At 44.7% G+C, this 26,035-nt stretch carries 20 protein-coding genes and 1 other RNA gene; 18 read left to right on the top strand and 3 right to left on the bottom strand.

What is annotated here, in order from left to right; translation table 11 throughout:
* Nucleotides 1-3 precede the first annotated feature (3 nt).
* Together rnpB and B3K42_RS09470 are read left to right on the top strand one after the other, a co-directional pair.
* Nucleotides 4-332: RNase P RNA component class A (rnpB, locus tag B3K42_RS09465), an RNA gene on the top strand.
* A 19-nt stretch (nucleotides 333-351) separates the two neighbouring features.
* Nucleotides 352-2,094 (top strand): YgiQ family radical SAM protein, encoded by a 1,743-nt coding sequence (locus B3K42_RS09470; RefSeq protein WP_292598470.1) that lies wholly within the window; start codon nucleotides 352-354, stop codon nucleotides 2,092-2,094.
* Here the strand turns inward: B3K42_RS09470 and B3K42_RS09475 are convergent.
* Nucleotides 2,026-3,309 carry an SLC13 family permease gene (locus B3K42_RS09475; protein WP_292598472.1) on the bottom strand — a complete coding sequence of 428 codons (1,284 nt, stop codon included), beginning with the start codon at nucleotides 3,307-3,309 and terminating at the stop codon, nucleotides 2,026-2,028. The two genes, B3K42_RS09470 and B3K42_RS09475, sit on opposite strands and share 69 nt — an antisense overlap.
* Nucleotides 3,310-3,424: 115 nt before the next feature.
* On the opposite strand from B3K42_RS09475, the gene B3K42_RS09480 reads away from it, so the two are divergent.
* Entirely contained in the window at nucleotides 3,425-4,825 is a 1,401-nt protein-coding gene (locus tag B3K42_RS09480) for a Do family serine endopeptidase (RefSeq protein ID WP_292598474.1), read from the top strand.
* 141 nt (nucleotides 4,826-4,966) lie between these two features.
* Here B3K42_RS09480 and fabZ read toward each other — a convergent pair whose 3' ends face one another.
* Nucleotides 4,967-5,374, bottom strand: coding sequence for a 3-hydroxyacyl-ACP dehydratase FabZ (fabZ, locus tag B3K42_RS09485; RefSeq protein ID WP_292598477.1), 408 nt, complete (start codon nucleotides 5,372-5,374; stop codon nucleotides 4,967-4,969).
* A 131-nt stretch (nucleotides 5,375-5,505) separates the two neighbouring features.
* Between fabZ and B3K42_RS09490 the strand changes: the two genes are divergently transcribed.
* Genes B3K42_RS09490 through fabF form a run of 4 tightly spaced genes read left to right on the top strand, consistent with a single transcriptional unit; the run spans nucleotide 5,506 to nucleotide 8,890 of the window.
* Nucleotides 5,506-6,459 carry a nitronate monooxygenase gene (locus B3K42_RS09490; protein ID WP_292598479.1) on the top strand — a complete coding sequence of 318 codons (954 nt, stop codon included), beginning with the start codon at nucleotides 5,506-5,508 and terminating at the stop codon, nucleotides 6,457-6,459.
* Complete coding sequence (gene fabD, locus B3K42_RS09495) at nucleotides 6,453-7,388, top strand: ACP S-malonyltransferase (RefSeq protein WP_292598481.1); 936 nt, start codon at nucleotides 6,453-6,455, stop codon at nucleotides 7,386-7,388. The genes B3K42_RS09490 and fabD overlap by 7 nt, the downstream gene beginning before the upstream one ends.
* A 28-nt stretch (nucleotides 7,389-7,416) precedes the next feature.
* Nucleotides 7,417-7,665 carry an acyl carrier protein gene (acpP, locus tag B3K42_RS09500; RefSeq protein ID WP_110989995.1) on the top strand — a complete coding sequence of 83 codons (249 nt, stop codon included), beginning with the start codon at nucleotides 7,417-7,419 and terminating at the stop codon, nucleotides 7,663-7,665.
* Nucleotide 7,666: 1 nt separating this feature from the next.
* Nucleotides 7,667-8,890 (top strand): beta-ketoacyl-ACP synthase II, encoded by a 1,224-nt coding sequence (fabF, locus tag B3K42_RS09505; RefSeq protein ID WP_110989994.1) that lies wholly within the window; start codon nucleotides 7,667-7,669, stop codon nucleotides 8,888-8,890.
* Between the two features lie 121 nt (nucleotides 8,891-9,011).
* Here fabF and trmB read toward each other — a convergent pair whose 3' ends face one another.
* Nucleotides 9,012-9,956: a tRNA (guanosine(46)-N7)-methyltransferase TrmB gene (gene trmB / locus B3K42_RS09510; RefSeq protein WP_292598484.1), complete on the bottom strand. Its 945-nt coding sequence runs from the start codon at nucleotides 9,954-9,956 to the stop codon at nucleotides 9,012-9,014.
* 174 nt (nucleotides 9,957-10,130) lie between these two features.
* Between trmB and hpt the strand changes: the two genes are divergently transcribed.
* The 11 genes from hpt to B3K42_RS09565 are packed head-to-tail and all read left to right on the top strand — an operon-like array spanning nucleotide 10,131 to nucleotide 25,934.
* Complete coding sequence (gene hpt, locus B3K42_RS09515; RefSeq protein WP_292598486.1) at nucleotides 10,131-10,664, top strand: hypoxanthine phosphoribosyltransferase; 534 nt, start codon at nucleotides 10,131-10,133, stop codon at nucleotides 10,662-10,664.
* Nucleotides 10,664-10,975 carry a hypothetical protein gene (locus B3K42_RS09520; protein ID WP_292598488.1) on the top strand — a complete coding sequence of 104 codons (312 nt, stop codon included), beginning with the start codon at nucleotides 10,664-10,666 and terminating at the stop codon, nucleotides 10,973-10,975. Before hpt ends, B3K42_RS09520 begins: the two co-directional genes overlap by 1 nt.
* Nucleotides 10,972-11,868 (top strand): DegV family protein, encoded by an 897-nt coding sequence (locus B3K42_RS09525; protein WP_292598489.1) that lies wholly within the window; start codon nucleotides 10,972-10,974, stop codon nucleotides 11,866-11,868. Before B3K42_RS09520 ends, B3K42_RS09525 begins: the two co-directional genes overlap by 4 nt.
* Nucleotides 11,868-14,225 (top strand): ATP-dependent DNA helicase RecG, encoded by a 2,358-nt coding sequence (recG, locus tag B3K42_RS09530; RefSeq protein ID WP_292598491.1) that lies wholly within the window; start codon nucleotides 11,868-11,870, stop codon nucleotides 14,223-14,225. Before B3K42_RS09525 ends, recG begins: the two co-directional genes overlap by 1 nt.
* Before the next feature lies 1 nt (nucleotide 14,226).
* Nucleotides 14,227-14,784, top strand: coding sequence for an RsmD family RNA methyltransferase (locus tag B3K42_RS09535; protein ID WP_292598493.1), 558 nt, complete (start codon nucleotides 14,227-14,229; stop codon nucleotides 14,782-14,784).
* The gene (locus tag B3K42_RS09540) at nucleotides 14,781-15,251 is read left to right on the top strand and encodes a Mut7-C RNAse domain-containing protein (protein ID WP_110989991.1); all 471 of its coding nucleotides are present in this window, start codon (nucleotides 14,781-14,783) and stop codon (nucleotides 15,249-15,251) included. Before B3K42_RS09535 ends, B3K42_RS09540 begins: the two co-directional genes overlap by 4 nt.
* The gene (locus tag B3K42_RS09545) at nucleotides 15,229-17,943 is read left to right on the top strand and encodes a GAF domain-containing sensor histidine kinase (RefSeq protein WP_292598495.1); all 2,715 of its coding nucleotides are present in this window, start codon (nucleotides 15,229-15,231) and stop codon (nucleotides 17,941-17,943) included. Before B3K42_RS09540 ends, B3K42_RS09545 begins: the two co-directional genes overlap by 23 nt.
* Nucleotides 17,921-18,283: a response regulator gene (locus B3K42_RS09550; RefSeq protein WP_110989990.1), complete on the top strand. Its 363-nt coding sequence runs from the start codon at nucleotides 17,921-17,923 to the stop codon at nucleotides 18,281-18,283. Before B3K42_RS09545 ends, B3K42_RS09550 begins: the two co-directional genes overlap by 23 nt.
* 23 nt (nucleotides 18,284-18,306) lie before the next feature.
* A complete protein-coding gene (locus B3K42_RS09555; protein WP_292598498.1) occupies nucleotides 18,307-23,034 on the top strand; it encodes an SLBB domain-containing protein in 4,728 nt (1,575 codons plus the stop codon).
* 12 nt (nucleotides 23,035-23,046) lie between these two features.
* Complete coding sequence (locus B3K42_RS09560) at nucleotides 23,047-23,709, top strand: CpsB/CapC family capsule biosynthesis tyrosine phosphatase (protein WP_292598500.1); 663 nt, start codon at nucleotides 23,047-23,049, stop codon at nucleotides 23,707-23,709.
* A gap of 14 nt (nucleotides 23,710-23,723) precedes the next feature.
* Complete coding sequence (locus B3K42_RS09565) at nucleotides 23,724-25,934, top strand: GumC family protein (RefSeq protein WP_292598502.1); 2,211 nt, start codon at nucleotides 23,724-23,726, stop codon at nucleotides 25,932-25,934.
* The last annotated feature ends 101 nt before the right edge of the window (nucleotides 25,935-26,035 follow it).

Here is a 26,035-nt window from a genome sequence, read left to right on the forward strand (position 1 = left end):
TGGGAAGCGAAATGTGTGACCGCGGATTATCCGAGGAAAGTCCGGACTCCATGGGCAGGGACGCTGGGTAATACCCAGGGAGAGTGATCTCCGGAAAGGGCCATAGAAAATGAAACCGCCTTCGGGCAAGGATGGAAAGGTGAAGGTAAGAGCTCACCGGCTGTCGGGTGATCGGCAGGCCTGGTAACCCCCGTCTGGAGCAAGTCCAAGCAGAAAGGGTCTGAGGTTGCCCACCGAACCCCTTTCGGGTAGGATGCTTGAGGGTCGTGGCAACATGACTCCCAGATAGATGGTCACAATAACAGGATCCGGCTTACGGTTTCGCTTCCCTATTCTTTTTTGGAGTGACCAATGAATATTCCAATGACTAAAAGAGAGATGGATCAAAGAGGCTGGTCTTTTCTCGACATAATTCTTATCACAGGCGATGCTTTTATTGATCATCCATCATTTGGATCGGCAATAATCGCCAGAGTTCTTGAATCTGCAGGCTGGAAAGTAGGCGTGATTTCGCAGCCGGACTGGCGAACAACTGCAGACATCTCAGCACTGGGGAGACCAAAACTCTTCTTCGGCATAACCTCCGGAAATGTTGATTCTATGGTTGCAAACTACACCTCGACCGGAAGAAAGAGGAAGAGCGATGATTACACTCCTGGCGGGATTGGCGGAAAGAGACCTGATCGTGCAACTACAGTCTATTCGAATTTGATAAGGCAGGCTTTCAAAGACACTTTCGTTGTTATCGGAGGAATAGAGGCAAGCTTGAGAAGGTTCTCTCATTATGACTGGTGGAGCAACAAAATAAGAAAGTCTATTCTTCTTGACTCTAAAGCAGATTTGCTTGTATATGGAATGGGTGAGAAACCCGTCACCGAAATTGCCAGGAGAATCTCAGAATTAGGAGAAATCCCCAAAGACGTCGAAGGAACGGTTTTCTGGTCGAGCTCAAAACCAAATGGAGTTGAGCTTCCCTCTCATGAAGAAGTCTTACTTGACAAAAGGAAGTACTTCAGACTCACAAGAATCATTCACGAAGAGACGGACCCTGTAAGGGGGACCTGTCTTTATCAGCTTCAGGACAATAGATATGTTGTACAGAACAAACCCCCACAGGTAAGTTCACAGGAATTGGATTCTTTCTATTCTCTTCCCTTCAGTAGAAGAGTACACCCTCTGTCTCTCTCTAAGGGAAAAGTCAAGGCAATTGAGACCGTTCAAAATTCGATAACGAGTCATAGGGGTTGCTACGGTGAGTGTAACTTCTGCGCGATCGCGACTCATCAGGGAAGAACAGTAGTCTCGAGAAGAGAAGACTCAATAATCAAAGAGATCGAAATTCTTACCAAAGACACCGAATTCCATGGAACTATAACCGATATCGGCGGTCCGACAGCAAATATGTATGGATTCGAGTGCTCTGCAAAGGAAAAAGCCGGGGCTTGTACTGATAGAAGGTGTCTTTTCCCGGAAGTCTGTCGTTCTCTTAGACCCGATCACACCAGATACCTCAATCTTTTGAGAAGAGCAAAGAAACTTCCGGGGGTTAAGCATGTTTTCGTCTCTTCTGGAATTAGGTACGATCTCATTCTCAGCGATGGAAAATCCGGAAGGGGCTTCCTCAAAGAATTGATCGAAAATCATACCTCCGGACAATTAAAAATAGCACCCGAACACTCCGTTGATCATGTTCTGAAGCAGATGGGAAAACCATCAAAAAAGGCACTTCGTGATTTTCTGAGAGAAGTAAGTCTTCTCTCAAGTAGAAATGGATTCACTATCGGATATTTTATTGCTGCTCATCCGGGATGCACGATACAGGACATGGCCGAACTGAAGAAATTCGTGAGCAAGGAAATGCATTACAACCCAGAGCAGGTTCAGATATTCACACCTACACCGGCAACGTACTCCACAGCGATGTACTACACAGGAATTGCCTCGGAAGATGGCGACAGAATCTTCGTGGAGAAGTCGGCCTCAGGAAGAAGAGAACAGAAAGACATTCTCACGAAAAAGGAGAACCTAAAGCGAGAATCTGAGGAGAATATAGGCGGTACCGGCAACAAGTGTCATAATCGTCACAGGCATTGAAAATCTCAAAAAATCTCCGTATGTGAGACTCTCCTTCGAGTGTTTTTCTATCAGCCCCACTCCAACCATATTGGCAGCTGCACCGGCAATCGAGAAACTCCCTCCAAAACAGGCCGAGATTGAGATTACCCACCAAATCTCGACAGGAACACTGTAATTTGCCGTTATTCCCTGTATAACGGGAATCATAAAAGTGACTGCGGGGACCGCGCCTATGAAGCCGCTCATTACTGCTGACAACCAGTAAAGGGTTAGAAACAGCACTACTCTATTACCCGAGAGTGTACCCAGAAGACCGGATATAAAGGAAGTAATACCAACCTCTTGTAGAGCAAATGCGAGAACAAAGAGCCCGATGAAGAAGAAGATAGTATCCCATTCGATATCCTCGGACAGACTAGAAAAACCTTTCCCATTTAGAATCATCGCCGCGGCAGCACCTGCAAGAGCGACGAGAGAAGGCTCGATTCCAATCAACCCATGGAGAAGAAAACCTGCGATGACTCCAAAAAACACTGCAAGTGATTTATAGAAAGCCGATTTTGAGACTATAGCCTTGTTGGGATCCATACTGGCAAGGCGCTGAAGCTTATCTCCCATTGATCTGTAATCCTTAAAGACCTTTCTATCAAGGTATATAACAGTTATTAGAAGGGCAATGAGAGTGATTGGCCCATCAAACCTGAGAAAATCCATGAATCCAAATCCACTTGCGGAACCGATTAAAATGTTTGGTGGATCTCCGATTAAAGTCGCTGTACCGCCGATATTTGCTGAAAGAACTCCCGCCAGCAAAAACATTCGTGGTGAGACTTCGAGCGCATCGGCAACGAGGAAAATTATCGGTGCAAAGAGGAGTATCGTTGTGACGTTGTCAAGAAAGGCGGAGAAAAGAGCAATTGTAACCATGAAGAATATCAGAAGAGCTCTTACGTTACCCTTAGAGACTCTAACAACATGCACTGCAACGAATTCGAAGAACCCCGTTGTTCTTAGCGTACCGACTACTATCATCATCCCAATGAGGATACTTATTGTATTGAAATCAACAAGATAACCGAGCTCCTTCATATCGAAGTCCGGAATTACCTTTGACAGAAGTATTAAGATTCCCGCAGTAAAGGCGACTGTGGATCTATTGAATTTCCCCGAAATAATGAGATAATACGCAACAACGAAAACAATCAGCACAAACAACAACTGCAACAAACTCACCCCTGAAAAACATAACTCTATCAGTATATCACCTTCTAATTTTTTGAACAATGAATTCGGCCGATCAGTCAAATTAGTTACCGGAGTAGCCAAAACGAAGAAGGAGGTCAGAGTTATGAGGAAAGTTCTTGTAGTTGTGGTTGTTGTTCTGTTATCAGTGGCTTCTCTGGCCCTGGTTAATGAAGGCTACGAGAGTCCCGTGGTCAACGTAGTTCAAGCGGCAGGACCAGCAGTAGTGAAAATAGACGTCGAAGCCACCAGAAAGTATTCAATAACTGATCCTTTTGGGTTTGAGGATTTCTTTAGGCGTTTCTTTGGAGAGATCCCGGATCAGAAAGTGTCAGGCGTTGGTTCTGGATTCATTTTCAGCAAAGATGGGTACATTTTCACCAACGAACACGTTGTTTCTGGTGCCGAAAAAATCACAGTGTCTATGCTCGATGGAAACTCCTATCCAGCGAAGTACATTGGGGGAGATGCAGAGCTGGACATTGCGGTTATTAAGATTGATCCCGATGGGATTGATCTTCCAACAGTAGAACTCGGCAAATCCGACTCACTTAGGATAGGGGAATGGGCAATTGCAATCGGTAATCCTTTCGGACTTAAACACACTGTAACTCTCGGTGTAATCAGCGCAGTCGGAAGGCAGTTGCCAAAACCCGATGGAAACGGTGTCTATTCGAATTTGATCCAGACCGATGCGGCAATTAACCCCGGCAATAGCGGGGGACCTTTGTTGAATATCCACGGTCAGGTTATCGGGATAAACACCGCCATAATCTCCCCCGACGTAGGAACTTCACTAGGCTTTGCAATACCTATAGATGTAGCTATGAGATTCGTTGATTCGATAATTGAAACGGGATCGGTTCATAGAGCCTATCTTGGAGTCTATATGGATACTGTTACAGAGGCTATCTCAAGATCGCTTGGACTAAAAGTCGAAAGTGGCGCTCTCATTACCGATGTAGTCCCGGGCTCTGCAGCTGAGAAGGCCGGAGTGAAACCTCAAGACGTGATTATCGGTTTTGAAAATCTCGAGATTACAAATTCCTCTGAACTGAGGGCAGCCGTTCTTAATTACCCGGCAGGTTCTGAGGTAAAGATTACAATCGATAGATTTGGAGAGAGAATTGTGCTAACGGCGGTTCTGGGATCGCTTTCTCAAGAGAGTGAATCCTCATCAACTGACGACCTTGAGGAGTCTAAGACCTTTGAAAGCTCTTTGGGAGTCTCTGTTTCCGAGATAACCCCAGAAGACAGGGAACGGCTTGGATTGCCTGCAGAATTCAGAGGCATAGTTGTAAGAAAGGTTGATTCAGAAGGAATAATCTACAGACTCGGTATTAGCAAAGATGACGTGATCACCCGTTTGAGCATAAATGGCAATCAGGAACCGATAGAGAATGTGAACGATTTCAAGGCACATACCGAAAAGATCAAGAAGGGAGACTACGTGGCATTCTTTGTTTATAGAAGTGGCGTGAGATTCGTAGCTTCTTTCCAGTTCTAAAACAGAAATGCCGCCACCCATTAAAGGTGACGGCTTACCCCCTTTAATCCCCCTGTGCAGGATTAACGCCTAGATTATAGCACAGGGGTTTTTTCTTTCCAAAATCATCTCTTGAATAGATTTAATTATGATGCATTACGATCATAATGAAGAAACAAGAAGTGTAGCTCTGGCACAAAGTCTCCCTTCAACATGAGCGACGCCCTCTATCTTCACAATGTTCATTTTCTTTCCGATTACTTTCACGGTATATTCAAGTCTGCAAGGTGGCTGCACTATTTCCTTGAATCGAGCATTTTCAATTCCGGCGAACAGTGGGATCTTTTTCGGCTCCAGCAGGAGAATTCCCGCTGTCTGAGCAATACCTTCGATCATCAACACCCCTGGATAAACCGGATGCCCAGGAAAGTGACCCCTGAATATGGGCTCATCTTCAGATAAGTCCTTGTAGGCCTTAATCTCAGTATCGCTAATATAAGTCACACCGTCAACTAGAAGAAAGGGATCCCGATGTGGAATTCTACTCTTCACAAACTCCTTATCTTTCACAAATCACCTCCCGTTTGATTTCCGGACTGTGGAATCGAATAGGGTTCGATATCCGTACTAAAACTAGGCTTTTCTCCCTGGTATGGCATTGCTGATACTTATTCAGCATTTTCGTGCCAGGAGGATCAGTCTTGAGACAAGAGAGACCATCATTGACCAAGTTGCTCGAAATCAAATATCCGATACTCCAGGGAGGAATGGCCTGGGTTGCAGATCACACCCTAGCTGCTGCAGTTTCTAATGCTGGTGGCTTGGGCATTATTGCTGGAGGCAGTCTCTCCTCGGAGGAGCTGCTTGCTGAGATTCATGAGGTGAGGAAACTAACCTCAAATCCATTTGGAGTAAACATCATGTTACTTTCCCCCTTTGCTGAAGAACAGATGGAAATAGTTCGCAAGGAGAAAGTCCCGGTTGTGACTACTGGAGCAGGAAGCCCTTCTCGCTTCTTAGATGGACTTAAGTCAGCCGGGACAAAAGTGATTCCAGTTGTTGCTTCTGCAGGACTCGCCAAAAGACTGGAGAAGCAGGGAGTCGATGCGGTAATCGCTGAAGGAATGGAAGCTGGCGGTCATATTGGGAAAGTGACATCTATGGTTCTCGTCCCGGCCGTTGCTTCTGCAACGCAGATTCCTGTTGTCGCGGCGGGAGGTATTGCTGATGGAAGAGGCTTTGTGGCGTCACTGGCGCTAGGCGCAAGTGGAGTTCAAATGGGAACAAGGTTTATCTGCACTTCTGACTGTTCGGCACACTTTCGCTATAAAGAGAAAATTCTATCATCAAACGAACTGGATACAGTTGTTACGGGAAATGCTAACGGCCATCCAGTTAGAGCCTTCAGAAACAGACTCACAAGATACATAGAGGAGCTTGAGAAAAGAGGCGAGGGATTCGAGGAAATTGAGAAAGTGGCCGTTGGTGCGCTTAAAAGAGCCGCCAAAGAAGGTGATGTCATTTTTGGCTCTTTAATGGCCGGTCAATCTAGCGGCTTAATAAAGGAAGTATTAAGTGTGAGCGAACTAATCGAATCAATCATTGAAGAGGCCGAAGAAATCATTGGCCACCTGGGAGGGATCACAAAATGGTAGCATGGATATTTCCTGGACAGGGAAGTCAATATGTGGGTATGGGAAGAACTTTTTGCGAGGAAAGCGCACAACTTAAAGAATTCCTTGGAATCTCAGGTCGCATGCTGGGATTTGATTTGCTGACAATGATGCTTGAGGGTCCGGAGAGAGAATTGACGCTAACTCAAAATGCTCAACCGGCTATCCTTTCTCTGAGCGTAGCGCTTTCAGACGTCCTTAGAGAAGTTGGAGCAAAACCCGACATTGTTGCGGGTCTATCCCTTGGAGAATTCACTGCACTTACAATAGCTGGGTCACTTGAATACGCGGACGCTCTTCGCCTGGTTAGGATGAGGGGAATGGCTATGCAAGATACCATTTCTCCTGGTAAGGGAAGCATGGCAGCGATAATTGGTCTGCAAGATGAAGTGGTTGAAAGAATCTGTTCTGAGACTTCATCGAGCGAAGAAGTAATAGTTGCGAACTATAACTGTCCGGGACAGGTGGTAGTCTCAGGTCTCACAGAAAAAGTGAAAGTCGTAATGGAAAGTTGTAAGAGAGAAGGCGCAAAGAGATGCGTAGAGCTTTCGGTTAGCGCGCCTTTCCACAGTCGATTCTTACAGCCTGTAGGAGAGATCTTGAGAGAATTCCTTGATGGTGTCAAGGTAAGCCCCCCGAAGATTCCAGTAGTATCTAATGTAACCGGTGATCTCTTCCCCGAAGATCCGAATGAGATAAAGGAGCTATTGATTTCTCAGACATATTGCCCCGTAAGGTGGGAGCAATCGATAAGAAGAATGATTCAGCTGGGCGTTGACAAATTCATTGAGGTAGGTCCGGGAAAGGTTCTCAGCGGATTTATGAAGAAGATTGACAGGAGTGTTACTGTAAACAATACAGACAGCGAAAGCCTTGAAGCACTAAGAGAATTCCAGGAAATTGCTAACTAAACTGATTTTTTGATGAGAGGTGAGTTTAATGGAAGGAACGTCAACCATCCAAGAAAGGGTTGTATCAATTGTTGCAGAAAATCTCGGGATCGAGGCAGGTGAGATCAAAGGGAATTCTAGATTCATAGAGGACCTTGGCGCAGACTCGCTTGATCTTGTAGATCTGGTAATGGAGCTAGAAGACAAATTTGACATCCAGATCAGCGATAGCCAGACTGCCGGCTTCAAGACAATCGATGACGTGGTTGGATTTATACTTGCACTGGAAACTAAGTAGAATGAGAAGAGTTGCAGTAACGGGCATGGGCATTATAAGCTCCATCGGAAGCAACCTGGAAGAGTTCTGGGAGTCACTGAAGTTAGGAAGATCAGGAATTGATTGGATTGACACATTCGATGTCTCAGAATTTGGATCGAAAGTCGCAGGTCGCGTCAAGAATTTCGACCCCATTTCCTATATGGAAAAGAGAGAAGCCAAGAGAACTGCCAGGTTTGTCCAGATGGCGATTGCAAGTGCAAGCGAGGCTTACAACGACTCCGGTTTGGAAGAAGGGCTTTTTGATTCGGAAATGGCAGGTATCATCTATGGCGTGGGACTGGGCGGAATGGACGTAATTGAAGATCAACATCTGATTCTTATGAACAAAGGTCCTTCTCGAATTACTCCATTTTTGATACCGATGACGATCGCAAATATGGCTCCGGGCCTTCTTGCGATCCGCTTCGGTTTTAAGGGGACCAATTTCACCATCTCAACCGCCTGCGCTTCTGGGACAAATGCAATCGGCGAAGCGACTCGGCTCATTAGAAGCGGAGTTCTTGACGTTGCAATGACTGGCGGCACGGAAGCGACGATTACACCTCTTACTCTAGCCGGATTCTCGAATATGACCGCCCTTTCACGAGGGACCCCTGAATCGGCTTCAAGACCATTCGATAGTAAACGCGACGGATTTGTCATGGCTGAGGGTTCTGCAACACTGATAATTGAGGAACACGAGCATGCTTTGAGACGCGGAGCGAGAATATACGGGGAGATCGTCGGCTATGGTTCTACTGACGATGCGTTTCACATAACTTCACCCGAGGAGTCTGGCGATGGAGCATATAGAGCAATGAAAATGGCTTTGAAAGATGCTTGTGTTGACCCTTCAGAAGTTGACTACATTAACGCTCACGGAACTTCAACTCCGCTAAATGACGTGATCGAAACCAGAGCGATCAAGCGCCTTTACGGAACAAGAGAAAGCCTGAACATTAGTTCCACTAAGTCTATGGCTGGGCACGCCCTGGGCGCCGCTGGGGCAATCGAATCTGTGGCGACACTTCTCTCGATGAAGAATTCCTTTGTGCCGCCCACAATAAACTACTCTAATCCAGACCCAGAATGTGACCTTAACTACACTCCCAATTTCGGGGTTGAAAAAGCTATCAATTTTGCAATGAAGAACTCGTTTGGCTTTGGTGGTCATAACGCTTCTCTGCTCTTCAAGAAGTTGTAATTGCCGCCAGGATGGGGCGCTTGCGCCCCGTTTTTTTGTATAGAACTACTTCCGCGGGGTGCAGAAGCCTGCGAACCCATTTGTTCAGATTTTGGCACAGAACTGTCTCCGTGACCGAAATTTACTTCAAACTAGTTTTTGTCTCGACAAGACTAGAAAGCGTCTTCATTGCGAATCTTACCGCCCGCGTTCTTATCGGTCTTGACTGACTGTCCAACTGAATAAGCCATCCGGCTTCTCTACTGGAAAGGTTTATATGGAATCTCTGGGAAAAGCCTCTATCAACCGACAAGGTCTCGATCAGGAAAGCTTTACTCTCCAGATTTCTGTATACTCCCAGAAACTTCACAAAAATCTCGTTACTTGAAAAAGCTTCTCCAATAAGGCTCCCAAGTCGAGCTTCATCGACGTCTTTCACCCATAGATGTGACACATGAACCACATCCTCTTCAATATTGACGACTCTTTCATTTCTCATACAGTAAAACTTGAAAATCTCTTTCTCCATTGACAACCATTTTCTTTCGTACCTGGTTTTTGCCCCGGCTGACGGATTTTCTTCAATAGTTGGATTGTCAAATAACCTCGTTTCATTTACGCTCAACATCATCTCGCGTACGAACTCTTTTGAATCAGAGTACAGTTGAAAGAACCCGTCTGGTTTCAGAACAGTGGCAATTCTCTGGACAAAAGCAGTATCATTTAAGCGTCGATTCGAATGCCTCTTTTTAGGCCATGGACAGGGAAAGTTCATATACAATCCCGAAATCGAAGCAGGAGGAATTACATTACCCAAGGCAAACGGTCCATCGATTAGAAGTACGCGGACGTTGTCCAGAGAATTCCTGGCCAGTGATTTCAATAGCTTTTCAGCACTAATCATAGAGAGTTCAACACCCAGCAAGTCTACTCCGGGATTCTCAACTGCCTTCTGCACAAGAAATTCACCGCTGCCAAATCCTACTTCAAGAAAGACGGCACGATCTCTTCCAAAGATACAGGCAAGGTCCAGAGGCAAATCAAATTCAGTAGCGTCAAGATAATTGCTCAGGTAATGGAGATTCATGAAATCGCTCCGCTCAACCAATCCGCCCCGTCACTAGGCCAGATCTTAGTCAGGTTACAAAAAGCATTCTAACTCAATTTGCCCGATATTTCCATCTTGAGCCTTCAACGAAGACAATCGTTTCATCCTCTTTTTGCGATGGTATAATTATCGTGACTCCCGGAGGTGAAGGAAATGCACTTTGACCCCGCTAAAATCGAAGTTCTATACTCTGAAGAAAACCTCAGAAGAATTGTTGATAGACTTGCTGAGGAAATTAACAGATACTATTCTCCTATAACAGATGAGATAACAGCCGTTTGCATTCTGAAGGGATCGGTGCATTTCTATAGCGACCTTTTGAAAAGGCTTGAGCTTAAAGTACGATATAACTTTGTCCATGTTTCCAGCTATTCCGGGACTTCTACAACTGGAAGAATACGCGTCAAGACCTGGGTAGATGAATCAGTTACTGACCGTTATGTTCTGTTGGTGGAAGACATAGTTGATACAGGTGGGACTCTCAGGTACATAATCAATTATATCTGGAAACAGAAACCTGCAGACGTAAAGCTCGTATCACTATTTGAGAAGACAATTCACGATCACGGAGTGAAAATCGATTTCACTGGCGAAAGGATAGGTGATCAGTTTATAATCGGTTATGGACTTGATTATGACGAAGTATATAGAAATCTTCCTTATGTGGGTTGCTTGAAAGGTGAATAATGAAGAAAGGCAACATCGTTACACTAGTTCTTGCTGTACTGCTTCTGAGCATTTGTACGATAACTTCACTCTTCGCATTGAGTGTAGTTAGTTCAAATCGAAAGAATACTCAGTTGATGTTAGAAGCTTCGATTATAAGAGGAGTAAGAGCTTCCGCAAAGAAACTTCTTGAGTTCAGTGCAGATTGCGGAGAGCCAGTGGCTGTTGTCATAAACGGTTATTCTCTCGAAACCGACCTGATTGACGGTATATGGTGTGTGAGAGTTAGCGACGGGGACAAGGAAGAGATAATATTCGCCGAAGGCAGGTGAAGGATTTGATAGCAATATCCATTGATTCAGGTTGTGCGCCCACGAGAGATTTCATTCAGTCCCACAAGCTTTTCTTCATGGGAATGAAAGTAATAATCGATGATATGGAATATAACGACGAGTTCGATTTTATGGAAAATGTCTTCTACAGGATTGTGGACAGCTCTAAGGAGTTTCATACAGCGCAGCCACCTCTTGGCCAAGTCCTTGAATACTACAATGATATAAGATCAAGGGGATTTACGGAACTTCTAGATATTCACTTTTCCTCGAAGATGTCCGGCCTTTACGATACTTGCATTTTGGCTTCGAAGATGGTTGAAGGACTTGAAGTACACGTGGTCGACACAAAGAAGGTCTCTATTGGGGCCCATCTGGTTGCAAAAGGATTGATCGAACTGACCGAGTCTGGATTGAAAATCGACGATGTCATGAAAAGAGTACCCCAGGTTATTGATGACACATTCATGGAATTCAGCGTTCCCACTCTTAAGTATCTTATTAAGAACGGCAGAATAGGAAGGGCTCAGGGACTCGCAGGAACTCTGCTGAACATCAAGCCGATTCTTTCTGTGGATGAAGAGGGTTTCATAAGCCCCATAGCCAAACTTAGGGGCATGAAAAAACTTCAAGAAGAGATGGTCTCAAATATCGTTGAGTTTCTGGAGAAAAGAAGAAGGTCGATAACTCTATACTCAATCTATGGAAGCGAAGAATACTTAGGAGTAATGAAAGAAACAACGGAGAGGGCTATCGAAGCCATTGAGATGAATTTGGGCATTTCGAGAAAAGAGATCGAACTTATAAGCGGCAGAATCTGGCCCACAATCGCTTGTCACAGTGGCCCTGCAGTCTTTGGGTTGGCGTGCTACGGGGAGAAAGAAATAGAATAATGCTCTTTGAGCAATTCCTTGATAGATGCGAAGAGCTTTTTGAGACTTCTTTGACCGAAAAGAAGGAAGTAAGTGTTCTTCCCGAATTTAGACAACTCATTTCGTTAGTGGATAAGGAGGAGCTTTCTTCTTATGCCTCGCTTGAGGATTACTTTCCGAAATTTACTTCATACTTCTCAGGAATTGACAGCTTATCGGATGATCGCAAGTTAAGAAGATTGAGAAACGGACTTGAGATGATCGAAAAGCTGAGAAAGATCTTTCTTATGCGTTCAGCCGAAGAAATCGATTCCCTTCTCGGCAGACCTGTTTCTCACTCAACTCCGATCAAGTTCGCATACTCTGTTGGTGAAGCAAGATCAAAAATACTTAAGAGAATGGATATTGAAACAGTCGGAGATCTTATCTACTACTTTCCAAGAGACTACGAAGATCGTAGGATAATTGTCTCTATTTCCTCGATAGTCCCTGATTGCAAGGTAAGCGTGAAAGGTCGAATTCTGAATTTCTCTGCCAAGAAAGTCTCTGGATACACGATTATCTCAGCTGTAGCGAGTGACGGCTTTGGTCAACTTCTTTTGAAGTGGTTCAATCAGGACTATATTCTTCAAAAGCTCAAGAAGGAGCGAGAGTATCTAATTCACGGACTGGCCAAGAAGACTCCTTTTGGCCCCATGGAAATGAACTCCCCGGAAATTGAGGAGGTTGAAGGGGAGGTACCTAGAGAGATTCTCCCGGTCTATTCTCTGACTTCGGGAATCTCAATGAAGATGATGAGAAAAGTAATTAAGCGCAACCTGGGGCTAGTTAGATCGCTGGATAATCTGGTCCCGCTCCCGTTTGTGAAGAGCAGAGACCTCCTCGATCGGAGACATGCCTTTGTTGCAATTCATTTTCCAAAGAGCCAATTCGAAATAAGAAAAGCACGAGAGACTCTGGCGTATGAAGAATTCTTTCTCTTCGAAACCTCAATTCTATATAGAAGAAGGCAGATTCAGAACCGGTATCAAGGTCTTTCTAAAGATATCAGTGGAGGTCTTGCCAAGAAGTTGATTCAATCATTACCCTTTGAATTGACGGAAGATCAGGTGAGAGCCTTCAATGAGATCAGGGAAGACATGAGAGCCTCTTCGCCTATGAGTCGATTACTTCAAGGTGATGTCGGATCTGGAAAGACTCTTGTTGCCGAACTGGCAATTGTAGACAATTATGAAGCAGGTTATCAGAGTGCACTCATGGTTCCAACATCTGTCTTGGCGATGCAGCATTACGAGAAAATCAAACGAGATCTATCGCCTATTGGAATTGAAGTAGCGTTGTTAACCGGTTCAATGAAGAGAAGTGAACAGGACTCTGTAAGAAACGCGATGATTACTGGAGAAATAGACCTGGTTATTGGTACGCATTCTCTCATTCAAGATGGTGTGGAATTTAAGAATCTTGGACTTGTAGTAGTCGACGAGCAACATAGATTCGGAGTTAAGCAGAGAGAGACTCTGACATCTAAGGGAAGTCTTCTCGATAGTCTCGTAATGACAGCCACACCAATTCCAAGGACTCTTGCCCTAACGGCTTATGGGGATCTCGATATTTCAACTATTCTTACGATGCCGAAGGGAAGATCACCGGTGAGAACAGTCCTGCTTGCCAGGAGCAGATTGCGAGAGTTATACTCCTTCATCTCAGATGAGCTGAAAATGGGACATCAGGTCTTCTTCATATATCCTCTTGTTGAGGAATCTGAACAAGTAGACCTCAAGAATGCAACAGACGAAGCTGCAAGGCTTAGAGAACAGGTCTTCCCAGGAGTAGGGGTTGAACTGCTCCACGGAAGATTCACCGATACAGAGAAGCAAGAGATAATGCAGAGATTCAGAACGAAAAAGAGCATGATTCTTGTTTCTACAACGGTTGTTGAAGTCGGAATTGATGTGCCCTCGGCAACGGTAATGGTAATCGAACACCCTGAGAGATTCGGAATGGCCCAGTTACACCAGCTTAGAGGACGGGTAGGAAGAAGCAGCCTCAAGTCGATTTGCGTAATGGTTATGAATCGCGCTATTTCAGAAGAAACTCTCGCCAGGCTAAGGGAATTTGCTTCAACCTCAAGTGGCTTCGATGTTGCAGAGCTTGATCTGAAGCTGAGAGGACCTGGAGAGTTCCTTGGGTTAAGGCAGCATGGAATCCCCCAGTTTAGAATTGGGGATATAGTTGCTGATCGAGATCTGCTTTTCAAAGCTAGAGAAGACGCAAAGAAGCTGATTGACAAAGATCCCGAACTCTCTGAACATGGCTCACTACGAATCGAGATGGAAAGAGTTTATTCGGAAAAGGTAAATTTGATAGAGGTCGGATGATATGTTGACGATAACAGGAGGAAAGTGGACGAGAAGATCGATAAAGACGACGGCTAGAAGAAAGACCAGATATACACCACAGTCGGCAAGGAAAGCGCTCTTCGACATTGTGGACGTAGCTTCGAAATCCTTCATTGATCTCTTTGCTGGAAGCGGAATAATGTCCTTTGAAGCTATGAGCAGAGGTGCTGCAGAGGCGATATCTGTCGATGTGTCGAAGAAAGCATGCAACTTGATTCTTGATAATAGGAATGAACTCGATCCTTCAATGAATCTGAGGATCGTTTGCGCCGACTTTCGCAGAGCGATCCCATCACTTATCAGACAGGGCGTGGGCGCTGACACTGTATTTGCTGACCCTCCCTTCGATGAAGAATACATTGAACCTTTCTTTACCGTTCTGAACCAGAACCCCGAACTCATAAACCATTGGGGTCAATTGATAGTCGAAACTTCAGAGAGAGAGAAGAAAACTGTGTTGGAGCTCTCCTCGTTGTTTCAACTTGTTGATCAAAGAGAATATGCAGGCGTTGTATTCTCAATAATGGTGAGACAATGAAGTTTCTTGTCGAAGACTCTTTGACAAAGCTGGCGAAGAAACTTCGACTTATGGGGTTTGATACCGAGATATGCACTAGAAGTGAAATTGGCGAAGCATCTCTAGATAGAGACGTGTTTCTGACAAAGAGCAGAAAGGCACTTGAAATTGCCTGGAAGTCCAAGATCAAATGCTATCTCATCAAATCGGAGAACTGGAAGTCTCAACTGAAGTCTGTAATTCAGCGATTCAAGATAGATTCGAACGATGTGCACTTTTTAAGCAGGTGTTCAAAGTGCAACGGCATCCTTGTTGAAGCTTCTCCAGATGACCTAGCTAACGTTCCGGAATATGTGGCACTTACAAAAGGCAGGTTTTCCAGATGTAGACGCTGCGGTCAGGTCTACTGGAACGGAAGTCATGTTGAGCAAATGAAATGGATGAAGGCCTTGTTGGAAAAGAGTGGTGATAAAACTGAAGAGATCTAGCTTTGAGATTTCAGCCGATGAATTAATCAAAAGAATTCTCTCGAGAATTTCTTCAGAAGTCTCTTCCGATGCATCCCTGTTCATTCTGGAAAAATACCGTGACGTATTTAAAGAAGTTGATCCGAGGGAGGGTCTTTCACGTACGGGCAGAGAGATAAAGTTGAGCGACAATGACTTTCTCAGAAAGAGGACGGAGAATATCATCGACGAGAAGAACGTCATCGTATCTTCCCATCTTGGAGAACTAGAGGAGCGGGTTAAACTAATATGTCTTTCTTACAGTAATGAACCGCTTGGCCTGCTCTTGCTTTCTGCTGGCTCTGAAGTTAAGGACTCACTTAAAGCATGGATCAAGGAACTCGAACTCGCGTTACACTATTCTCTCAAGAGGTCGACCGAAGAAGAAGGGTACAGGAGACTGAAACTCGTGTCGAGACTGACCTCGGTTCTTGAAACAGAAACTCATTCAGAAGAGCTCATTTACAAATCTCTGGAGATTGCAAGAGAAATGCTGAGGGTTAGGTGGATCTTCTTTCTTGAAAGATTCGAGACAAGATTCCTTCTAAGAGCCGCCATAGGTGAAGGCACAAACCCTCTCAGAGCAATTGAGATGAAGATTTCCGAGGAACAGCTCGATTTACTTTCTCAGGAGAGACTATTCGTTTCAGCCAGGAAGTCAGTGATCTCATCATTGATTTTCAGAGAAGAGATTTCGGTTGGCTCATTCATTACTATCCCTCTTACTGTTGAAGGAACCCTTCTTGGACTAATAATTGCGGCGGACAGGGAGGAAATCGAAGGAGAATTCAGAGCCTACAAACATCTCGATAAAGAAGACTTGAAGATGTTAGACGATATCAGCAGAAGAATGGCCGTTGCGATAAGCAAAATAAAGCTTACTTCCAGACTAGAGCTAGAGGTGAGAAAACTCAAACAACTTGGAAAGAAGCATGAAGAGCTCATAAGTGAGCAGAAGGAGCAGCTTTTCAAGCTTAGCGTACTTCATAAAATAACTGACGCGATGAAAAGAAGCCTTGATCGAGAGAGAGTAGTCAGAATTCTTCTCTTAGGCGCAACCGATACTTCGGGACTTAAATTCGACAGGGCGACATTCTTTAGAGTGGATGCTGTCCGCTCCCTGCTCGTTTCAGAAACCAGAGTAACTTCAGGAAGAAGAGATAGTAGACATGACAAATCTGTATACAGTGATCTTTCCAGATATCTTCAGGACTTATCTCTTGAGCCGTATGACTCTGACGATAATAGAGTATCGGGTTCAATTCCATATCCTGGAAATCTGATTCTGGAGAGAGTGGTCCTCAGAAAAAAGATGGTTCATGTAACCCCGGAGATGTTGAGATTGAGAGTAGATGAGTTGGCGCTTATGAACAGAATAATCGGAACCGACGAATACTTGATTGCTCCAGTAGCCGGCGAAGAGGATGTTCTTGGAGTTCTGGTAGTTGACAACAATGATTCCGGGAAAAAAATAAGCAATGCTGATATGGAAATCATAGGGCTACTTGCCGATAGCACAGGAGTAGCCCTGGAGCTAACTGAAAACTACAAGAGAATTCTGCAAATGGCTGAGAGTCTGGAGAAAGAGCGAAATCTGTCAAATTACTATCGCAAGTTTGTTTCAAGCATACTGCAGTCTCTCGAGTCTGCGATAATCGTCTGTTCTGTAGAAGGCGAAATAACAGAACTTAACAGAACGGCAGAGTTTCTTCTGGACCTGAGCAGGGAAGAACTAATAGGAAAGAGCATTGAATCAATTAGAACGAAACTTGGTAGCATTATTGACCTGCTGTCTGATGCTATAAGAATCGGGGAGACAATTACGTTAACGGATCAGCACTTCGACGCTTTTGGCGAGAAACATTTTGATGTTCGAATTACCCCTTTGAGGGAAGAGAAGCGGAAGAGGCTGTCAGGTGTAATTCTATCGCTAGATGACATTACCAGAAGAAAAAAACTGGAACAAGAGCTAAAGAGCAGAGAGCAGCTTGCAGCGTTGGGCGAGATGTCGGCAAAAGTAGCCCATGAAATCAGAAATCCCATAACAATAATCGGTGGTTTCGTGAAGAGAATACTGGCTTCCTCAGACAGGGAGAAAACTGAAGAATATGCAAGGATCCTGATGGACGAGCTTCAGAGGCTGGACGGTATAGTAGGGGAAGTGCTGGAAATCTCTAGAAGAAAGAGCAGACCTTCCGAAGAAGAGTTTGATCTTGTTTCTGTCACACGTGAAATACTGGCCGGTTTTGAAGAAAAAGCCACGACAGAAAATGTTAAACTTGTCCTATACGCGAAAGAAGATAGAATTGAATATTACGGAAATAAGGATAGGATTAAACAGGTTATAATCAATCTTGTTCAAAACGCCATTGAGGCCTCTGATAAAGCCGGGCAAGTTCTTATCACTTTAGAGAGAAGAATTGATTGCGTTTCTTTCTCGGCAAAGAACGGTGGGAAGACAATCCCGGAAGAGACTTTGAAGCGAATCTTTGAACCCTTCTTCACGACGAAGACTCTAGGCACGGGTCTCGGACTTTCGATCTGCAAGAAGATCGTTGAGGAACATGGTGGAGAGATCCATGCCTCAAGCGGAATGGAAGGAACGGTTTTCACCTTCACTTTGCCGACTAAGAAATTTGGGAGGTTTGAACTTGAAAAAGATACTGATAGTTGAAGATGAAAAAAACATGAGACTGCTTCTTGAAGAAGAACTTGAGGAGTCAGGTTTCAAAGTGGTGAGCGCAAGCAGTGCTGAAGAAGCAATAGGGATTCTCAATCTTGATACTTCATTCGACCTCATAACTATTGACATTGAAATGCAAGGGATGAATGGTCTTGAACTTGCAGGAACAATACGTAAGCAATATCCTGAGAAGAAAATTGTACTTCTAACCGCTTACACACATTATAAGCATGATCTATCTTCCTGGGCTGCTGACGCCTACGTAGTTAAGTCTCCTGATTTTTCGGAGCTCAAGTCGTTAGTTGAAAAGCTTCTCGGGGAAGAGAAATGATTACAATAGAAGGAGGAAGTCACATGCATGTGAGAATTATCTTACTTTCGATCCTGTTATTGCTAACGGTCTCCCTGTTTGGATACTCAGTTAGACCGGGCGACCTCTTGACAGTTTCAGTCTATGGTTCCGCTGATCTTTCCAGCGAAGCCCTTGTGGGTCCAGACGGTACTGCTTCAGTGCCTCCACTTGGAAATGTAATGTTACTTGGAAAAACTCTTGAAGAAATCCAGTCGTTGTTATCATCTCAGTTTCTAAGCCAGGGTATATTGACATCAAAACCACAGGTAACCGTTTCGGTGAAATCATTTGCTCCTTTCATGTTTTATGTTCTTGGTGAAGTAAACAAACCAGGAGCTATAGAGTGGCACGATACTACTATTGGGATTTCTCAACTCTTGGCACTAGCCGGTGGCCTGGGAGATGGTGCAGATCTTTCTTCTTCATTTGTTGTAGGAAAGGATGGATCTAGAAAGCAAATTGACCTGTCTTCGATTCTGTACGGAGGAACGGCTCTGACAGAAAAACTAACTGAGGGTTCAACTCTGTTCATACCTGCCGGAGCGCGGGCATGGATAATGACCATGGGGGAATTTAGATCTCCTACCCTTGTGAAGTTCAATCCCGGGATTACTCTAACCCAGGTGATTGCCAAGTCTGGAGGACTGACAGAAGCTGCCGACAATGAAGAGATCCTCTTAATCAGTGACGATATTGAAGGCAACGTTACCGCCATAAACCTGAACGCTATTCTCTCCGGAAGAAACAAGGACATCCAGTTACCCGCAGGAAGTATCGTTATTGCAAATGATTCCTCCTCAAAATCCGTGAAACTTCTAGGCGAGTTCAATAATCCAGCATCTATCTCCTATCATGAAAAACTCACCCTATTGCAGGCAATTGGTGTGGCTGGGGGGCTTAGACAGACAGCTTCTGATGGACTATACATTTTGAGGACCGGTCTAGCAGTACCTGAATCAGTGAAAGTCAGTGATCTCTTCAGCGGCTTGATCGAGGACATTACCTTGAATCCAGGCGATACGATATTCGTTCCTCGTCAACAGGAACGATTCGTGTACATCGCCTCCGCATCATTTGGAGGTAAGGTGGAGTTTAGCACAGACGAAAAACTATCTCTATTGAGCGCACTGGTTAAGGTTGATCTCTACGATCCCACAAATCAAGATTCGTTAATTGTAGTAGAGCCTTCAGGAGAACGTTTGGAGTTTTCACAAGGACAAGACGCAGAACTGGAGCCAGGATCGATGATAATCTTGCCGCGTGGAGAGAAGAACGTGTTCGTAACTGGAGAGGTTAGAAATCCCGGCTCAATACCATTTGCGAACTTCGAAGAGATCACTCTTGGAAAGGCAATAGCCAAGTCCGGCGGAGTTACTGAAAGGGCAGGTCTCGTTGAGCTAGTTACGGAGACCGGGACGAGATTGTTCTCTGTTGAGGAATCGACAAAGAGCTCTCTGATTCTAAGTCCTCAGTCAGTAGTTCACGTCAAGGAAAAAGAACAACGATACGTGTACGTCATCTCTTCGACAGAGGGCGGAAGAGTTGATTTTAGCGAGAAGGAGTCCTTCACTCTTAGGAACTTGCTGGCGAAAATGAATCTACTGAATCTCAATTCAGACAAGGACATTTCAATTATTGATTCATCGGGTGCGAATCAACTTGTAACGACTTCCAGACTATCTCTGGACGACCACAAACTTGAAACCGGGTCAATTGTTATAGTTCCCGATATCAGTACCTGGATATACGTATTCGGAGAAGTGGGAAGACCGGGGAAAGTTGAGCTTGACAGAGATGACCTTTTGTTAACCCGTGCGATCAGCGCAAGTGGGGGATTCACGCAGAATGCCGATATTTCTTCTATTCAAGTTCTCTCCGGGTCTGATGCCACCGAAGTCAATCTTGATGAAGTTCTAAGAGGCTTTTCCAAAGATCCAACAATCAAATATGATGACCTGATCTATGTTCCCAGAATTGATAATAGGTTTGTTTATGTAATTTCGGAAGAGAGTGGTGGCAAGGTTGATTTTTCAGCAGGAGAGAGTATCACTTTAAGAAGTGCTCTTGCAAAACTGAATCTTGTAGAGATTTCGTCGGAAAAAGAAATCCTGGTGATTTTGCCAGATGGTGAAAAGTTTGAGATTCCGATCAGTTCTCTTGGGAAATCCGATTGGGAGCTGGAAATCGGGAGCGTAATCTTCTATCCTCAGGCAAGCAATGTGGCAAACGTACTCGGACAGGTGCGGAGTCCCGGTACGGTCACCCTCAAGCCAGACATACCCTTTAATCTTTCGACCGTCATAGCTGCTGCAGGTGGAATCACCGATCTGGCAGACAGATACAATATTGCAGTGATTGACTCTAAGTCTGCTTCAACAGTTATTTATACAGTAGAAGATCTTTCGAGTGATCCTATTCCTAGCATTCCAGACGGAGCCACTGTGTTTGTCCCTGAAATGGATTCAAAATACGTATACATTTTGGGCGGAGTCAGAGAACCGGGAATGAAGCTGATTAGTCGTGAAGAGACGAATCCCACGTTAACTAAACTCATCGCCATGTCGGGCGGTTTGACTGATCCTCTTTCTGAGAAGATTGAAATTGTCGATGTGAGTGAGAGAAGAAGACTCGATCTTCAGGAGATACTCGAAGGTTCCATCCAGGACCCGCAGATAGCGAGCGGTTCAATAATATATGTTCCTGAGACTTACGGGAGATTTGTCTATGTGATTTCTAGAGAGAAAGGTGGAAGAGTCGATTTCGCAAGTAACGAGGAAATCACACTGAGAACTGCACTCGCAAAACAGAACCAGCTTCACTTTGATTCAAGCGGTAGAGTTACCGTAATCTTCCCAGATGGATCAAAGAGGGAAAGGAAAATTTCGGATCTGAAAGACAACGATATGATCCTGTCTCCAGGATCAATAATAGTCTATCCAGATGTGGCCCGCCAGGTTTTTGTGATCGGCGCCGTAAATGACCCAGGGTTAGTGCAATTTGAGCCGGGAGACAAAGTTTCTCTGACAACTCTCCTTGCTCGAGCGGGAGGAATGACCCCACTAGCTCTAGGCAACAAGATACAGATTACAGATCCCTTCGGAAGAACAACCACAGCGAGCGTCGATCCAATACTCCTTGGAAAGGCTCTGGATTTGAACCTGGAAGATGGTTCTTTTGTTTATGTCCCGATCTACGAACCAGTTAGAGTTAATGTAATTGGAGAGGTTAAGAGCCCGGGTACAGTTGAATTTGCTAAGAACGAATCTCCAACGGTGCTACTGGCGATTTCTAAGGCTGGCGGACCAACAGAAAGAGCTGCAACCAACATTAAGATCAGTGATCACGACGGGGAGGTTTTATGGCTTGATCTTGTCGAAGGAAACGACGTCCCGTTAGCTGGTGGTCAAACTGTTTACGTAGCTGGCGACGATCGATATATCTATGTCAGTGGTGAAGTCAACTCACCGGGCAAATACGAATTTGCAGTAGATGAGGAAATAACGATTCTGAAGATACTGGCAAGAGCAGGCGGAGAGAAGTCCTCTGCTTCTGATCAAATTAGGATTCTATTGCCGTCAGGAGGAATTCTCCCAATAAGTCTTTCTCAGATTAAGAACGAAGGAAAGGATGCCTCTGTTGAAGCAGGTAGCACAGTTTTGGTACCAAAGCAGGTAATTAGAGTTACCGTTCTTGGTGCAGTTAATAGCCCCGGTCTGTTTACTTTCAATCCTGATGAGAGTCATTCTCTCTCTGACGCGCTGGCGAGGGCCGGCGGCCTCATAGATGAGAGCATCGTTGACAAGATAGCAGTTCAGGACGGGAAGCTCTATAACGAATTCTCTACATCTGTCCTACAAAGGCGGGGAGATTCACTTTCAGACAACTCGTTCATCTACGTGTCAAGCAAATCATCGATTTCCGTTACGATCCTCGGAGAAATCGCAAGACCTGGGAAGTACGAAATCAGCGGTACCAGGCCTTCTATAGCAACTGCAATCGCAATAGCGGGAGGGCTTGATCAATCGGTAACTACGCTAAGCCTTGTAGGAAGTGACGGTAGAGTGAAGCTAGTCGATGCACGAAAAACTGAGGAGTTGGCCAGAAGCTATCTGGAAGATGAGGATACTATAGTTGCACTGAAGAACTATGAGTCTTTCGTAACAATCATCGGTGACGTGAAGTCACCGGGAGTCTTTTCAGTCTCGGAATATGGAGATCTTTCGCTTGCCGAACTTCTGAGCCTTGCCGGCGGCCTCTCCAACTTTGAAACGAGAGGACGAGTATTCATTTCTTCAGCAGGAAAAACGGAAGAGATATCCACTACACCGGAGGACTTCATTTCTCTTACCAGAAAGATCGTTTCTCCGGGATCAACTATCTACGTGCCTTATTCCGAACCGGCCAGAGTATACGTTTTCGGTGAAGTGCAGAGACCGGGAGTAGTAAGATTCTATGAAGGCATGACTGCGATTGAAGCGGTGATCGAGGCCGGTGGCCCAACAAGCTATGCTGTTCTCGGAAACGCGCTGCTGTTCCAGAACCTTGAAGAGCAACCACTTGTTCTTGACCTTGATCAGCAAAAAGGGAAGGCCGCCAAGGGCAGTGTTCCTCTTTTGCCAGGCAATATCATATTCGTTCCTCAATCATCGATTGTGAATATAAAAGACATAATGTCGATTGTTGCTTCATCCCTCAGCATAGTGAATTCTGCTGTCGGCATTTTCAAGTGAGGTTGAGCTATCTTGAACATTGATTCTCATTGTCATCTGCTTCCGGCAGTTGATGACGGTGTTGAAAGTATTCAGGAGGCAATTACGCTCCTAGAAGAGATGAGACTAAAAGGAGTTGAGAGATTATACTTGACGCCACATTTCTTGTCTCCCAGGAGTCCAACAAACATATCGGAGATCATGAAAAGGTGGAATGAATTTAAGTCTGAACTGAACAGTCATTCAGTCGAAGTAGTGCTTGGTTCTGAAGTATTTCTAAGGCCTGAGGTTCTTGAATGTGATCTGGTTTCTATGGGTGAGTCCAATGTTATTTTCGTTGAGCTTCCGACTCAGCAAAAACCTCATTACCTTTTCGAAGTCATAGAGAAGCTTCAAATGAAGGGTTTCAGGGTCTTGCTTGCTCATGTGGAAAGGTATGAATACTTCTTCAAGAAAAGTGGATTCCTCTTAGGAAAGACAAAGCTTACAGGGGATATCTCAAGGCTTAGGGACATGGGAGTTCTATTTCAGGTGAACTGGAACAGTCTGGATAGAGATCCAAAAGCCAAAGCTCTTATTGAAGAGAAAATTGCCGACGTCACCGGAAGTGACAAACACAAAATAGGCGACGGCAGACTACTAATCGATTTCAATGATGGTCGATACGGATTTTTTCTGAATGATTATTATCTCTAGATGGAGGTGCTTTCGTGAGCGAATTCGAGGGTAGCGATTATAGGGAACTAACTCTTGAAGACATTTTTAGAATGTTTAAGAAACGAATGGTTCTCTTCGTTTCAGTAGTACTGGCTGTAGTTGTTGTCACAGGAATTTACCTAATTTTCGCTACGCCCATATATGAAGCCAGCGTCACCATCAAGGTTGATCCTACCTCTCAATCTTCAGTAGGTGATCTGTTCAGTAGCTCACTTACAGGAAGTTCAGGATCAAATATCTCTACAGAAGTTGAACTGATCAAGAGCAGAACGAATATTGAAGAGATAATTGATGTTTTGGGCTTGGTTGACAGGATTTATTCAGAAGAAACAAAGTCTCGGCTACTATCGGAAGGATATTCGGACCGCGATCTTGTAACCTCGCTCACACGAACTATTTCATCAATGATAACGGTATCCCCTGTTAAGGATACTAGGATTGTCAGAGTCTCCGTACAGAACAAGGATCCCATTCTTGCGAGGGACATCGCAAATACCCTGGCCGATGTTTACAATACTAAATTGGCAGAACTGTCAAAGAGAGACCTGACAAGAAAACGAGAATTCATTGAAGCACAGATTCCGCTTCTGGAGAGCGATCTGAATGAGGCTACCGATAAGATAAAGCAGTTCAAAGAGGAGACAGGCATCTACGTCCTGGACAAGCATGCCGATCAGCTCTTTCAAATGCTCAGCGGCTATGACAATCAGTACAACGAACTGATGATCTCTGCTGAAGAGAAGAAAGCTGAAATAGAAACATACCAGAGTATGCTAGATGACTTCGATAGTAATGATTCAAAAAGCATAAAGGCGCTTTGGGTGCAGACATCTGAGAGTTTTTCTGTCAATCCTGTACTGACCAGTCTGAGGCAGAACCTTGCTACTCTTCAAGTTGAGCTTGCTTCGTTGGAGGAACAGTATCCTAAAACTGACCCAAGAGTGAGATCGAAGATCACGGAGATTTCGAAGACAGAAAGTTTGATTGCAGAACAGATTCAGAATGAGTTCATAGTCTCAGGCCAGGGTATGACGCTGAATCCTGCGTACCAGCAGATAATAACTGGCGTCATCAGTTCAGAAGCCGGATTTCAAATCCTTCAAGCTTCAATTCAGGCTGTGGGTCTCTTGAGGGATCAGTATCAATCTGAACTGAGAAACCTACCCGCGAAAGAGCAACAGCTGCTCGATCTGGAAAGGCAAATAGCAGTGAAAGAGAGCCTCTACACTCTGCTTCTTGAGAGACTTGAAGAGGCAAAGATCAGTGAAGCTGCAGTAGTTGGAAATGCAGCTATAGTAGACCCCGCGACTGTACCTCAGTCGCCCGTGAAACCCAACAAGAAGCTATCTCTGGCTATTGGAGGAGTGTTGGGGATCTTTCTTGGAATGCTTATGGTCTTCCTTGCCGAGTATCTGGACAAGACTCTCAAGACCGAGGAAGAAATCGAGAGATTCAGTAGACAACCTATTATCGGTAGAATTCCAAACATTGAAGGCACAAGAGAAGAGATGTATGTTGAGAAAAACCCAACGGCGCCCTTTTCAGAGTCGATAAAGCTTGCGGCAAGCAATCTCTCCTTCACGATGGGCGAGGGAAAAACTGTGGCAGTTACATCGGTTCTCCCTACTGAGGGAAAGAGCTTTGTGATTGCAAATATCGCCTATTCATTGGCAAACAGCGGTCAAAGAGTAGTCCTCCTGGACCTTGATCTGCGTCGCCCCAGGGTCGAGAAGATACTTAAGGCTGGCAAGAGAACCAAGGGTGCGGTAGATGTAATAATGGGCACTGCATCGATTGATGAAGTTGTCCAGAACTACGCTGAAAACATGGACTTCATAGGAGTGGGCAGTATTCCCCCGAATCCAACAATAGTCCTTTCGTCGAAAAAAATCGATACTCTTCTTTCTGAACTGAAGCAGAGATATGATAGGGTTTTGATAGATATGCCACCTGCCGTTGCCACTTCCGACGTATCTTTAGTGGGGAACAAGCTCGACGGAATTGTACTTGTAGTAAGGCCTGGAAGAGCAATAAAGGATGGTTTGAGGATAGTAGTTGAGAATTTGAAGACAGCTGGGGTCAAGATTCTTGGGGTAATAGTCAATGGAGTTGATGAGAAGAATTCAAGCTATTACTATCACTACTATTATTATTACAACGAAGAAGGAAAGAAACAGAAAAGAAGAAATCGGACAGAGAAGTAATTGAAAGCATCAAAGATACAGACAGTCTCAAGTAGGTGAAATGACGGAACTAACGTAACCAGCTGTCCCAACCGAGAGGGGATAAAGTGGTTTAATGAGGT

It is taken from the genome of Mesotoga sp. UBA6090 (assembly GCF_002435945.1).
Lineage (GTDB): Bacteria > Thermotogota > Thermotogae > Petrotogales > Kosmotogaceae > Mesotoga.